This is a genomic window from Streptomyces sp. BA2, from assembly GCF_009769735.1.
Classification (GTDB): domain Bacteria; phylum Actinomycetota; class Actinomycetes; order Streptomycetales; family Streptomycetaceae; genus Streptomyces.
In genome coordinates, this window is sequence record NZ_WSRO01000001.1 from 274,049 (window position 1) to 287,149 (window position 13,101).

At 68.3% G+C, this 13,101-nt stretch carries 10 protein-coding genes; 9 read left to right on the top strand and 1 reads right to left on the bottom strand.

What is annotated here, in order from left to right:
- Nucleotides 1-19: 19 nt before the first annotated feature.
- The 9 genes from E5671_RS01110 to E5671_RS01150 all read left to right on the top strand — a co-directional run bounded on the left by E5671_RS01110 (nt 20) and on the right by E5671_RS01150 (nt 10,390).
- Entirely contained in the window at nt 20-1,753 is a 1,734-nt protein-coding gene (locus E5671_RS01110; protein ID WP_160501953.1) for a VgrG-related protein, read from the top strand.
- 39 nt (nt 1,754-1,792) lie between these two features.
- A complete protein-coding gene (locus E5671_RS01115; RefSeq protein ID WP_160501954.1) occupies nt 1,793-2,116 on the top strand; it encodes a PAAR domain-containing protein in 324 nt (107 codons plus the stop codon).
- A 182-nt stretch (nt 2,117-2,298) separates the two neighbouring features.
- A complete protein-coding gene (locus E5671_RS01120; protein ID WP_160501955.1) occupies nt 2,299-2,760 on the top strand; it encodes a GPW/gp25 family protein in 462 nt (153 codons plus the stop codon).
- The gene (locus E5671_RS01125; RefSeq protein ID WP_160501956.1) at nt 2,747-4,732 is read left to right on the top strand and encodes a putative baseplate assembly protein; all 1,986 of its coding nucleotides are present in this window, start codon (nt 2,747-2,749) and stop codon (nt 4,730-4,732) included. The genes E5671_RS01120 and E5671_RS01125 overlap by 14 nt, the downstream gene beginning before the upstream one ends.
- A complete protein-coding gene (locus E5671_RS01130) occupies nt 4,729-5,301 on the top strand; it encodes a phage tail protein (protein ID WP_160501957.1) in 573 nt (190 codons plus the stop codon). Before E5671_RS01125 ends, E5671_RS01130 begins: the two co-directional genes overlap by 4 nt.
- 213 nt (nt 5,302-5,514) lie before the next feature.
- Nucleotides 5,515-6,357, top strand: coding sequence for an NADase-type glycan-binding domain-containing protein (locus tag E5671_RS01135; RefSeq protein ID WP_160501958.1), 843 nt, complete (start codon nt 5,515-5,517; stop codon nt 6,355-6,357).
- Between the two features lie 81 nt (nt 6,358-6,438).
- Entirely contained in the window at nt 6,439-7,770 is a 1,332-nt protein-coding gene (locus E5671_RS01140) for a COG1470 family protein (protein ID WP_160501959.1), read from the top strand.
- 26 nt (nt 7,771-7,796) lie between these two features.
- The gene (locus E5671_RS01145; protein ID WP_160501960.1) at nt 7,797-8,453 is read left to right on the top strand and encodes a Pvc16 family protein; all 657 of its coding nucleotides are present in this window, start codon (nt 7,797-7,799) and stop codon (nt 8,451-8,453) included.
- Entirely contained in the window at nt 8,450-10,390 is a 1,941-nt protein-coding gene (locus E5671_RS01150) for an ATP-binding protein (RefSeq protein WP_160501961.1), read from the top strand. The genes E5671_RS01145 and E5671_RS01150 overlap by 4 nt, the downstream gene beginning before the upstream one ends.
- Before the next feature lie 82 nt (nt 10,391-10,472).
- Here the strand turns inward: E5671_RS01150 and E5671_RS01155 are convergent, their stop codons facing one another.
- On the bottom strand, nt 10,473-12,410 hold the full coding sequence (locus tag E5671_RS01155) for a glycosyltransferase (protein WP_160501962.1): 1,938 nt from the start codon (nt 12,408-12,410) through the stop codon (nt 10,473-10,475).
- Nucleotides 12,411-13,101 lie beyond the last annotated feature (691 nt).

Below are 13,101 nucleotides of genomic sequence, written 5' to 3' on the forward strand. Positions count from 1 at the left end.
CCATGGAGGAGTTGGCCCGATGGCACGTCAGCACGGCGCCGCCCTGCTCGTCTTCGTCGAGGGGCAGCAGCTGTCCGGCCCCTGGGAGCAGGCCCTGGCCTGGGGGTTCGTCGAGGAGTCCCGGCGTTCTCCTGCCGCATGCGAGTTGGGTTTGCGCGACCCCGGGTGTGAACTGCCCCGGCGCACCCGGCTCCGACCGGGGGCCCAGGTGAAACTCATGGCCCAGAACGGCGCAGGCAGCAGCGAGCTGTTCACCGGCGAGGTCACGGGGTGCGAGGTGCTCGCCGGGGAGTCGGGGACCTACAGCGTGATACGTGCGCACGACGTGTCACACCGGCTGCGGCGCGGGCGGCGCGTCGCGGCGTACCGGCAGCGGTCGGCGAGCGACATCGCGGCCGAACTGGCAAGGAAGGCCGGTCTCAAGACCGGCCGGATCGACAGCACCCCGCTCGTCTATGAGCACATCAGCCAGGCAGAATCGGACTGGGACTTCCTCGCCCGGCTCGCACGCCAGAACGGGCACGAAGTCTTCGTACGCTCCGGTGCCCTGCACTGGCGTGCTGGGGCGCAGGCGGGCAAGGCTCCCTCGCCACCCGCCCGAGCCGAGCAGAGTCCCTACGTCCTGGAGTACGGACAGAACCTGCTGCGGGTGCGCGCCGGTGCCACCCTGCGCCACCAGGTCGATGCCGTGCACGTGCGTGGCTGGGACCCCGACGGCGGCAAGGCGCTGGTCGCCGAGCACCGCGCACAGCAGGCGCCGTCGCGTGATGTCCCCTGGCGGCCCGGCGCACCCGCCGTCGGCGGCCAGCCTCTGCGGCTGAGCTCGCTGCCGCGCGCCGACCAGAACGAGGCCGAGCAGCTCGCCGCCGCGATGGCGCAGGAAGTGGCCGCCAGTCTCACCGAGCTCCACGCGGTCGTGACCGGCACCCCACAGCTGCGGCTGCGCTCCGCGGTGACCCTCAGCGGGCTCGGCGAAGGATTCAACGGCCGCTATACGACGACCTCCGTTCGCCATGAATTCCACCCCGACACCGGATACCTCACCGAAGTCACCGTCCAGGAGGGCGATGGGCTGCCCCCGAGCGAGGCCCCAGGCAATGCCGAGGCGTCGTATCCGCGCCTTGCCGGACTCGTCTGCGCCACCGTCTCCAACATCCAAGACCCCAGGGCACACGGCCGGGCCCGGCTGCGCTTCCCCTGGCTCTCGGACGACTACGAGAGCGACTGGGCCCGGACCCTTCAGCTCGGCGGCACCCCCGACGGCGGAATCGTCTGCCCCGACGTGGGCGATGAGGTCCTCGTGGGATTCGAACAGGGCTGCCTGGACCGGCCCTTCATCCTCGGCGGCCTGTACAACCAGCGAAATGCCCCCGGCCGGCATGCCGTGAGCGATCTGTACGACACCACCAAGGGCACCACCAACGTCCGCTCCTTTGTGTCGAGGACCGGTCAGCGGCTTGAGCTGCTCGACGCCGAAGGCGGCCCTCTGGGGGTCCTTCTGGCCTCCGGCGACGGAAAGCTGCGACTCGACCTGGACCAGCGCAGTGCCAGCATCTCCATCGAAAGCGACGGCGAGGTGCGCATCGACGCCAAGAGGGCCATCCACGTGGAGGGCGAGAGCATCAGCCTCAACGCACGCGGCGGAACGCTGGACCTCAGGGGTCAGAGAGTCAACGTGCGTGCCGACACCACCGTATCGCTGGAGGGAGGCGGCACGTGCTCCCTCAAAGCCCCGCTGATCAAGCTCAATTGACCTCACCTCAGCAAGGCCCGTACCCAAGGAGCACGCTGCATGCCACCGGCAGCACGGATCGGCGACGCCCTGTCGCACCTCCCCAACCCCACCCCTGTCCCGCTTCCCTCGGGCGACGGAGTCATCGCACCGCCCGGCGCCCTGAGCGTTCTGATCGGCGGGCTGCCTGCCGCCGTGGCGGGCAGCCCGGGAGCCTGTGCCTTCCCCGGTCATCCGCCTGTGCCGCCGGCCCCCCTCATCCCCACCCCCATGGCGGGCAAGACCGTACTCATCGGCGATCTGCCCGCCCTGCGCATGGGCGACAAGGGGCCATGCGGCACCGTCATCGTGGGTGGCGCACCGACCGTGTGCATCGGCGGGTGACGCCCGCGCGATCGCGGCGGGCCGGCTGCGTCGTACGCAGCAAGATCTTGTCACTGCGGCACACGATCGTTGCCCTCCCCATCCGACCCCAGAGCAGAACCGCGCCAAAAGCTAAGGCCAGAGCAGGTGAGAGAAATGATTCTTATGCGTCTGAAGACGATCGTCGACTCGCCAGATGTCCGATGACGGAGACAGCGGGGATGTTCATCGGACGCGGCTGGGCCTTCCCGATGGGAGTAAGCCCCTCCGGAGGCGCGGACATGGTGTCCGGCGACGAGGAGATCGTCCAGGCCATCCATCTGATTTTGGGCACCGACCCCGGCGAGCGGCCGATGCGCCCCGAATTCGGCTGTGCCATCCGCGACTACGTCTTCGGATCGGGCGATGCCTCCGCGATGGGCGCCGTGTCCCACGAGGTGCGGCGCGCCCTCGATCGCTGGGAACCACGCATCGTCGTGGACGACGTCACAGCCGCCCGGCTGCCCCGCCAACCCGAGGTGCTGCACATCGAGATCACGTACCGCCTCTGCCACACCAACAGCCGTCGCAATCTCGTTTTCCCGTTCTATGCGATCCCCGCCCACCACGACACCATCCCATTTCCCGCCATCTCCCTGCAGAGAGACCACGATGCCCCTGCCTAGCCCGCACTTGGACGACCGGCGTTTCCAGGACCTGGTCGACGATGCCAAGCGCTTCATCCAGGGCCGCTGCCCCGAGTGGACCGACCACAACGTTTCAGACCCGGGCGTCGCACTCGTCGAGGCGTTCGCGCAGATGGTGGACCAGCTGGTGTACCGGCTCAACCGGGTGCCCGAGAAGGTCCACCTCAGCTTTCTCGATCTGCTCGACCTGAAGCTGACGGCCCCCCAGGCCGCTCGCGCCGATGTCACCTTCTGGCTGTCCGCCCCGCAGGACACGCCCGTGGTGGTACCGGCCGGCACGGAGGTCGCCACCCCGCGGGCCGGCGGCGGCCAGCCGTGCGTGTTCACCGTCGAGCGCGACCTGGAGATCGTCCCCACCGCGTTCCAGCAGCTGGGGACCGCTGAGGCAGGGCATGTCGCGGTGCTGGTCACCGAGCGCTTCGCTGCCGGTGACCCGGTGACGTGCTTCGCGCAACAGCCCGTCCCCGGAGACACTCTGCTCATCGGTCTGACCGAGCCCGCGCCCCGGTGCGCCGTGGTCCTGCGGATGGACTGCACCTTGGACGGCGTGGGCATCTCCCCCGACCACCCCCCGCTGGTGTGGGAGGCGCGCTGCGGACAGGGCTGGGAGCCGTGCGAGGTCCAGCGGGACACGACCGGGGGCCTCAACCGGCCGGGCGAGGTGGTGCTGCACCTCCCCGACGGACACATCTCCTCGTTGATCGGGCGGCGCCGGGCCGCCTGGCTGCGCTGCCGCGTCGTGGAGACCGAGGCCGGTCAGCCCGCCTACTCCTCCTCGCCGCGGATCAGCCGCCTGGAGGCGTTCACGATCGGCGGCACCACCCCCAGCGCACACGGCGAGGTCATGCGCGGCCAAGACCTGGGGGTCTCGGATGGCACCCCCGGCCAGAGCCTGTCCATCGAGCGGCTGCCCGTCGTCTCCGGTTCCCTGCGCACGGTGGTGACCCACAGCGCGCACGGCGTCCAGGAATGGGCCGTGGTCACCTCGTTCGCCGACTCCCAGCCCGGTGATCGCCACGTGCGTGTCGATGAGGTCCTGGGCACGGTCCAGTTCGGGCCCGCGGTCCGCGGCGCGGACGGCGCCATCCACCAGCACGGGGCAGTGCCTGCGCCCGGTACGCGGATCAGCGCCGCCGAGTACCGCACAGGCGGCGGCCGCAGCGGCAATGTCGGCGCGGGTGCACTGACCGTCCTGCGCACACCGCTGCCAATGATCGCCCGTACGGAGAACCGGGCTCCCGCGACCGGCGGCGTGGACGCCGAGACCGTCGAGAGCGTCAAACTGCGTGCCGCTCAGTGGCTGCGCACGCAACGGCGTGCGGTCACCGCCGGCGACTACGCCGTCATCGCCCGCACCGCCTGCCGCGAGGCCGGGCGCGTCGAATGCGTGGAGGCGGGCAGGCAGGACGGGCACGGCCTGGTGCGTGTCCTGGTCATACCGGATGCGCCTGCGGCCTTCGAGGGGATCGACTGGCGTGCGGCCGTGCCCTCGCCCGCGATGCTCTCCACGGTGGCCCAGGCGGTCGAGGCACGCCGCCCCCTGGGCATCCGTGTCGCGGTGAGCGGGCCTGCCTACCAAGGCGTGACGGTCGTCGCCGGGCTGGACGCCGCCCCTGGGCAGGACCCCGAAGAGGTACGTGAACGGGCGCTGCGCGCCGTGCACGCCTTCCTCAGCCCGCTGCCCTCGGCGGATGGCAGTCCCGGCTGGCCGCTCAACCGCCCCTTACGCTCGGCCGACCTGCACTCTGTGCTCGCCGCGGTGCCCGGCGTCGACGCCGTGGGACGGTTGGAGATGTACCCGGCGGACTTCACCACCGGCGAGCGCTCTGACGCCGCGGCACGCATCGAGCTGAGGCCCGCGGCCCTCTTTCTGTCCTACCGCCCGCACATCTCGGTCATCCCCTCCGCTGCCGCGTCCACGACCCGCTGGAGCCCCAGGGGGGCGTCTTGACCAAGACGGCTGGCCGGCGCAGCCAGGACCAGCCCGCCGCCGAGCTACCGGAGCACCGGTCACTGCGAGCCATGCTCCCCGCGGTCTACCGCCAGGGCGACTTCGCCGACCGCTTCCTCTGCGGCTTCGACGACGTCCTGGCCCCGGTCGTGGAGCAACTGGACTGCCTCGATGCCTACCTCGCCCCCGCCACCGCGCCGCTCGACTTCCTTGACTGGATGCTCAGTTGGGGTGGTGTGTCGCTGCCCTCCTCGGTGCCCGAGGCGGGCCGACGCTATGCCCTGTGGGCGGGGACCCGTCTTCAAGGGCTGCGCGGCACCCGCCCCGGCCTGGAGCTGCTGGCCGGTGAAGTCCTCGCTACCCAGATAGAGATCACCGACTCCGGGGGCACCCGCTTTGGTTCGCGCCCCGACGACCTGCCCGAGGACGACGAGCCGCCGCATGTCCATGTCCGGGTGGAGGTGCCGCGCGGGATGACCGCGCACGAGGTCAGAAGCCTGGTGAGCGACTGGCTGCCGGCCCATGCCCACACGGTCATCGAAACGGCCGGTCCCCGGGGCGAGGCGTAAATGGCCCCGCCCTCCCCGATGCCCGGCGCCGGGCCGTGCCCCAGCTGCCAGAGTCCCGTGCACCACCACGACATCTTCTGCGGTGCGTGCGGGAGCTATCTGGACTGGGATGGCAGCAGACCCCCGGCTCCTGTACCCACGCCCCTCTGCGCCCCGCCCCTGGATGCGCGGTCGTACGACGCCGCACGCCCCCTCTCACCCCTACCGGCCCCGATGCGCAGCCCGCAGCCGTTCACACCCGCCGAGGAGGAGACGCTGCGCCTTGGCACATTCAAGGACGGCGTCACCCCGCCGCCGGTGGTCTGTCCCGGCCCCGACTGCGCCCGGCCCAACCCGCGTGCACGGACCTTCTGCGCCTGCTGCGGGACATTGCTGCGTCCGCCGTTGCCGCCCCCGCCCCGCCCCTGGTGGCTACGGATCACCGAGGGGATCCGCGGCTTTCTGCGGCGGCGCCCCCGCGTGTGGCACCGTGAGCGCCGCTGGTACGCCCCTGCCGCCGGGGCCGCCGCCGTCCTTACGCTCACCCTGGCCGGGGCCGGGCCGTCGCTGACCGGGCCCGTGCGCCAGGGCGCCGCGCTGGCATACGACAGGTTCGCGTCGAAGGCCGCGGTGGCTGCCTCCGCCGTATCCGCCTCCAGCCGGCGGGCGGGGTACCCGGCCCGCTGCGCCGCAGACGGCGTGGACAACCGGGCCTGGGCACCGGCCCCATCCGGCGAGCAGGCGCGCGGCCAGTGGTGGCAGGCGGAATTCACGCACCCCTTCCGCCTCACCACGCTGGTCGTCTTCAACGGTGTCTCCCTCCAGCCCCAGGAGTATCTGGCGGCCGGCCGCCCACAACGGCTCAGGGCAGTGGCGATCACCGCCGGTAAACGCGCTTTCGTCAAGGAGCTTGACCTGACCGACCAGCCGGGCCCGCAGACCTTCTCCTGGGGCGTGGACGACGTGCAATCAGTACGGCTGCAGATCATCGGCGTACGGGCGGCCGACGGCAAGGGCGCGAAAGCCCCCGTGGGCCTCGCGGAGGTGCAGTTCTTCACCCGCCGATCGCAGGCCTAGGGCCTGGACTTCCGGTTGGCGGCTTCCCCAGACCGCCCCCAGCAGAACACACCATCACGACGACACGAAAGAGAGCTCCGCATGACTCTTCGGGCCGAACTGATCATGCCGGGCGATCCCGTCGTACCCGGCGAGCCAGTCGTGGCCGACCTGCTGATCTGCAACGACGGCCACATCGTCGACGCCTACGACCTGGAACTGCTGGGCCTTCCTGGAGAGTGGGGTGCCCGGCGACTGGGACGGGTCGTGGTCTTCCCCGGCACCAGTGAGCAGATCGGCATTCCGCTGGTCCCGCCCCGCTCCAGCGATACGGTCCCCGGACCGCTCCCGTTCGGTGTCAAGGTCGTCTCGTCGGAGCGCCGTGAACTGACCGCCGTGCCCGAAGCGGAGGTGGCCGTGGGCGAGTTCTGGGAGGTGGGCGCCAGACTCGCGCGCAGGACGGTCAAAGGCCGCCTCGGAGCAGCGCAGTTCGTCGCCATGCACAACACCGGCAACGCGCCCGCCCATATCCGCATCCGGTGCGCTCCTCACGAGGACTCCGCGCCGGTACGGGCGCGGACCCGACGGGCCAAGGTCGTTCTGCAGGCAGGGGAACGGGCGCGGGTCGGTGTGGACGTGGTCAACACCAAGCCGCGTCTGTGGGGTGAGTCGGAGAGCTGTGGGATGCGCCTGCAGATCGACTGGGAGACGCAGGCCTGCCGGGAGCTCGAGTTCGCCTACGAACGCCGTCCGTTTCTGACGAAAAGGGTGGTCAAGGTCTTCTTGGCTCTGGCTGCCACGGCCGTGGCAGCCGCTGCCCTGTGGCTCTCTCCCCTGGGCGGAAAGGCGGAACTCAAGACCCAGTCACTCAGCGGCCCGTCCCAGCAGGCCCAGCAGCAGAAGGCGCAGAGGGACCGGGAACAGGCCGAAAAGAAGAAGGAAGCCGCAGCAGGCAAGGAGAAGGCGGAGCAAGAGCGCAAACAGCGGGAGAAGGGGGCGCTGAAGCAGAAGACTCTGCAACAGCCCCTCAACGCCCGCTCACCCGACGGCACCTCCTTGGACACCTACCGAATCCCCCGGGGGTACGAGCTGCGGCTGGCCGGTGTGACGATCACTGCCGCGGGGCCCGCCCGGGGCAGCTGGCAACTGTCCGCGCACCACGGGGCGCTGGCCACCGGCGGCATGGACGAGCCGCACCAGCAGGCCTGGAAGGACAACCCCTATGTCGTGCCCGGGGACAAGACCATCACGCTCACCGTGGACTGCACCCCTGAGGAAACCGGCACAGGACACCTGCCACGCTCCCCCAACCCCTCAGCCGACACCACCTCCCCCGACGCCCCCTCGGCCTGTGACGCCACTGCGCTGCTCAACGGCATGCTCGTGCCTACGAAGGGCCCCTTCGCCTCCCCCCTGCCCCACCCCGTCGCATGACCGCAGAGACCACCAGGAGCAGCACAGTGAGTGTGGTGCAGCACGTCGATGACATCCTTCGAGAGCTGCTGCACCAGGGCCCCTTGGAGGGCACCCGCATCCCCGTCACCTTTGATACGCCCGGCCCCCAGTGGGCCGCACACCGCGACAGCCCCTGCGTGAACATCTTCCTGCACAGTCTGGAACAGGACGCGAGCCGCAGCCAAAGCGGCGACATCGGCATCGTGGACGAGGACGGCGCAGTGATCGGATACCGCAAGCCGCCCCGCTACTTCGCCCTGTCCTATCTGATCACCGTATGGGCCCAGACCGTCCTGGACGAACATCGCGTCCTGGGACAGCTGTTGGAGTGGTGTGCCGACACCGAGGAACTCCTCCCGCCGGAACAGGACGGCCGTCGTTTCACGATGCGGCTGCGAGGCTGCGGCGGGCCTGAGGGCGAAGGCACGGTGGCCGCGCGGGTGTGGTCCGCACTGGGCACACCGCCGCGCCCCGCGCTCGACCTGGTGGTAACCGTCCCGCTCGAACGTCGGGCCACCCAGGCCGCCCCCGCCCCGGTGCGGGGTACCGCCCTGCGCATCCGCCGTCTTCCGCCCTCCGAAGGGGAGACCGGCCCGCGCGGGGAGGACTCGCTGGACCGGGCCGCGGGCCGCCCGCGCCGCAACGTCAAGGAGGTCGGTTGAACACCGGTCTGTTCGCCCAGCGCCTCGCGGTCGTCGAAGAGCGTGTGCGCTGCCTCTACTTGGAGGGCGAGGAGTACGCTGCTGCCCTCCACCCTCATGGGACAAGCAGGCACGACGGCGTTCCATGGCCGGACAGTCAGGAGGCGACGCGGCTCGCGGACGAGGGCGATCCCTTGGCCCATGCCGTCCGCGAGTTCGCGTTGCATCCGGACGAGGCAGACCTCCTCATCACCTGCCTGCTGCCCGATCTCATCCCGCCCTGCGGCACCGCATTCCGCACCCTGAGCGGTCTGGCCCACTCATCCCGGCCCACCGTGGCCGTGGCGCTCGCCGTCAACGCCATCCCGGTGCCCGAGGCCGTACGCCGCGGCTTGCTTCGCGAGGGTTCCCCCCTGGTGCGGGCGGGGCTCATCGCCCATGAGAACCCGGGTGCGCCCTTCCCCGACCGCATTCCGTACGTTCCCGACCGCGTCCTGGCGTTTCTCAGCGGGGACCGGGAAGGAATCAAAGGCCGAGGGTCCTGGCTCCATCTGCTGTCCGATGTGCCCGGTGGACCTGCTCCGGCAGCTTGCGACGAAGCCCTCGCAGGTCTGCTGGCGAAAGGCTCACCCCAGACGTACTACCTCCGCCAGGGCCTCGCAGGTGAGGCCCTGCCCGCCGCCCGTGCCGCGTTGCGAGCAGTTGGCAAAACCCCCCTCCTGCTCGCCCCCGAAGCGCTGCCGTCCAGCGAGATGACCTCAGGCGAACTGGCCCGGAGCATCACCCTGGAGGCCCGTCTGCTGGGAGCGGGCCTCCTCATCCCGCTGGATGCGTCGGCCGGCGCGCCGGCCGACCCGTCGGATGTCCTGCACCACCTCGTCACCTGCCTGGACCGCGAGCCCGTACCGCTGATCCTCTACGGCAACAGCGCGTGGCCGTCCTACGGTCGGCACACCTTGACGCCCGCGGAGACAGACCTTCGCTCCAGCACGCACAAGGGACTGCCAGGGACCAGGTCCGCGGCCTCACTGGCCGCAGCGGAGCGCGTCCACCGCACCGCTGCCCTGCGGTCACGCACCGCTCAGCTCACCTCGGTGTGGGCCGCCGCCCGCGACAGTGCGGCAGGCGAACTCGGCCGTCTGGCCCGCCACATTGTCCCGGACGTCTGCTGGTCCGAGCTGGTCGTGCCCGATCCGGTGCGCGAGCGGCTGCGCATGTTGGTAGCCCGCATCGAACACCGCGAGAGTGTGCTCACCCGGTGGGGTCTGCGACGCGGCGGCGGGCGTGGGCGTGGAACCATCGCGCTCTTCGCGGGCGAGTCCGGCACGGGCAAGACCATGGCCGCCGAGGCCCTCGCCGGGCGGCTCCAGATGGACCTCTACATCGTCAGCCTGCCCTCAGTGGTCTCCAAGTACATCGGCGAGACGGAGAAGAATCTGGAGCGCATCTTCGCTGCGGCCGAAACCCTGCGCTGCGTGCTCCTCTTCGACGAAGCCGATTCTCTGTTCGCCAAGCGCAGTGAGGTCCGCGGCGCGGGAGACCGTCACGCCAACCTGCAAAGCGGCTATCTGCTCCAGCGTCTGGAATCCTTCGAGGGCCTGGCCATCCTCACCACCAACCTGCGCGCCTCCATTGATGGCGCCTTCACCCGCCGCTTCGACGAAGTCATCGTGTTCGAAAGCCCGGGTCCCGAAGTACGCGCCCGCTTGTGGCACACCTTCCTGGGCTCCGCCGCACCGGCGGAGCTGTGCGTCGACGAGCTGGCCAGTGCCTATACCCTGGCCGGCGGCAGCATCCGTGCCAGCGTGGAGAGCGCCCTCTTCGCTGCTGCGGCAGATGATCGCCAGCTCACCGTCACCGACCTCGTCGACGGAATCGAAACGGAATACCGCAAGCTGGGCCGTCTCTTCGACCGCCGCTCACGCTCACGGACAGAGACGCCAACTACCCGTCAATAACACGCCTTGTCGAGGGAGAAACAGCAGACTGGCTGAGGTCTCGTGGCGCACTGCCAGGCGTCAATCGAAGCCTTTGCCGCTTTCACCGGGTAGATGCGCTTACCGATAGGTCATTCGCGGGCGTGAAGTAGAGCCGCACGCGCGTGGTACCCCGCGCAGAGACGACTGGCACGCTGCGGTAGGTATGGATTCGTTTGCGTTGCTCGAGATCGTCGAACAGCCGAGCCACACGAACCTCTGGGTAGCCGGCACGAACGAGGAAGACGTCCCAGTCGTCGTGTGATGTGGCCGCAGCCGCAGCGATGTCGGCAACGGGGATGGTGGCGGCGACGCCGCTACGCGTGCGCTGCAGACGTGTGCGCACCGCTACTGCGCGACTGTCACTCCGAGGGACGAGGACGAGTTCGTCATGGTCGGATGGAGTGGGGGTGCTGATGCTGAGAGTGAGGCCCGTGTCGGAGAGCTTGACGTCTCCCAACTCCGCATGGCCATTGCGCCTCCATGTCCGCAGCGATAGTTGCCCGCCAGCGTTGATGTAAGGGATCCACCAGGAGACCAGACGGGTGGTTGGCCGAGGGCAGAGAAGGAGGCCGGCCAGCTCGACGCGGCTGGCCAGGAGTGGGCACTGGCGCACCCCCTCGTATTCGAGGAAGAAATCCCATCGGCCTTCTGACAGGTCGAGTTGTGATCTTTCCATGACTGCCACGGGCCCTGCTTCGCGGGAAGCGCGGGAAAGGTCAAGCGTCACAATTTTCTGGTCTGTAGCGCGGGGCTGGCAGACGACGCGCCAGCTGTCCTCATCAGGGAATCCAGTCGGCAGGATGATCTGCAGGTTACCCATGGAATCTGCGCGGCACGTGGCTTGCATGGTGTTGACACGGCGATAGTCGGCGAGCTCCCCGATGAGCTGTGTGTACTTGTCTGCGATTCGGTCCGGGTCGTACCGGTGTGCCGATGCGGCAGCAGCGGCTCCCATGGCGGCTCTGCGGTCGGGGTCTTCGATGAGCTGGATCAGAGCATCGGCCATGGCTTCGGGGCTCCGCCTTTCCACCAGGAGACCATTGACGCCGTGTTCAATGATCTCGCGTGGGCCGGCCGGGGTGTCCGCACTCACCACCGGAAGTCCGCAGCGCATAGCTTCGACGATCGACATGCCGAAGGGCTCATCGTCAGTGGCTGTTGCCGCGATGGCCCCCTTTACCCATTCTGCCTGCAAATCCGCGGCTGGACCGACAAGTGTTACGGAGTCGTGAATCCCAAGCTCCTCGATCTGCTCGCGGAGCGCTCTCCCCTCGGGGCCTCGGCCGTAAATACGCAAATTCCAGTCCGGATGCCTCTTTGCCACAATGGCGAAAGCGTCGACAAGGACATCGTTCCTCTTGTACGAAACCAGTCGGCCACCCGAGATGACAACTCGTCCGGCCTCCGGCGGGATATACGTGTCGGCTGCCGGGACAGCAGCCGGAATGGAAAAGATCCGGGGGGCGCCTGGCGGGTAGTGGTCACGGTGCAGCATTGCATCACTGTCCGTCAGACAAACCACAGCGTCCATGGTCGCATAGATCGCGTCAACGACGTTCCGTAATTCTCCCTTCGAACGGTGGAGCCCCTCGTGCTCTTGGGCAATCCGCAGCATCCGACTAGGCGCATGAGCGGCAACATAAGAGCCGAGCGCAGGGCGGGTAGAGATAACCACGTCGGCATCGGTCTCGCGAAACCAAGCCGCCATCCTCTCATCAATAAGTCTGTTGTAAAGCTTGGCGAACCCATCACATTTTGGATACACCTCCGACGGTTGTTCCAACCTGGGATTACGGGCATCGATTCTGCCCTCTCGGATATCGGTCAGGTCGATGACCTTTACTTTATGATCAAGTCTCAGTGCGGGCCTGTCAGCGCGCCGTTCACTCGATACAATTTCCACCTCGTGACTTTTATCAAGTGCTGCCGCCAGGTTAAACGTGCGCCGGGGAACACCTCCCATGCTGTACGCGCTATGAATCAAGAATGAGATCTTCATGCTCTCCTTCCCACCCTTCATGGTGCCGCACCAGTCGGACCAAATCGCCTCACAACTGTTCGACGCGCCTCCAGTACCTTGTGACCGGCGGCATGACCACCTCGGGTTGATCTCGGACAGGCTCTGGTAACGGCATACGATTTTCCTACTACAGCACAAGATGCCCCGGAGCCACATTCAACAGATCAGGGTTGTGACGATATTCAGGCCCGATGTCGATCATGACGAACATTCGGCCATTCGGCGGCGTTTCGAGTGCAGTATCTCTGAGAAAAGGCCATCAGCCCATCAGCTCCGAGAAGTAGCCAGGTTGATGGTCACCTTCATGGCCCGGTCGACACGGACACACCTAGGCCCGGTGATTGCTTTTAGCGCAAGGTCGCCCTATGACGATAGACCCACTGCATACGCTGCTGTGGGCGGCACCGCCGAGGCGCCTGCCGCCGTCCCGAACAGCCACCGCTGGCGCTGCCGTGTAGCACCGATCGAAAGTGAGGAAGCAGCAGCCGCCCCACCGTTCCGCGTTCTACCACCCACTTTAGGGATGGGATTGGGCTGGACGAGTTGCTCATTGGCGTGTATCCGTGCGCGGCGGGGATACTTTGTGATGGATTTCCTATCTACGTGAGTATCCCTGCAGACTCGATCTGGGGTCCTCCAGGTCACCTCGCAAATGGCATTGCGGGTTGCA

Bases quoted from the DNA above. Each gene is read 5' to 3' on its own strand.
- E5671_RS01140 (WP_160501959.1), top strand. From the start codon at position 6,439: ATGACTCTTCGGGCCGAACTGATCATGCCGGGCGATCCCGTCGTACCC.
- E5671_RS01110 (WP_160501953.1), top strand. From the start codon at position 20: ATGGCACGTCAGCACGGCGCCGCCCTGCTCGTCTTCGTCGAGGGGCAG.
- E5671_RS01135 (WP_160501958.1), top strand. From the start codon at position 5,515: ATGCGCAGCCCGCAGCCGTTCACACCCGCCGAGGAGGAGACGCTGCGC.
- E5671_RS01120 (WP_160501955.1), top strand. From the start codon at position 2,299: ATGACGGAGACAGCGGGGATGTTCATCGGACGCGGCTGGGCCTTCCCG.
- E5671_RS01125 (WP_160501956.1), top strand. From the start codon at position 2,747: ATGCCCCTGCCTAGCCCGCACTTGGACGACCGGCGTTTCCAGGACCTG.
- E5671_RS01115 (WP_160501954.1), top strand. From the start codon at position 1,793: ATGCCACCGGCAGCACGGATCGGCGACGCCCTGTCGCACCTCCCCAAC.
- E5671_RS01155 (WP_160501962.1), bottom strand. From the start codon at position 12,410: ATGAAGATCTCATTCTTGATTCATAGCGCGTACAGCATGGGAGGTGTT.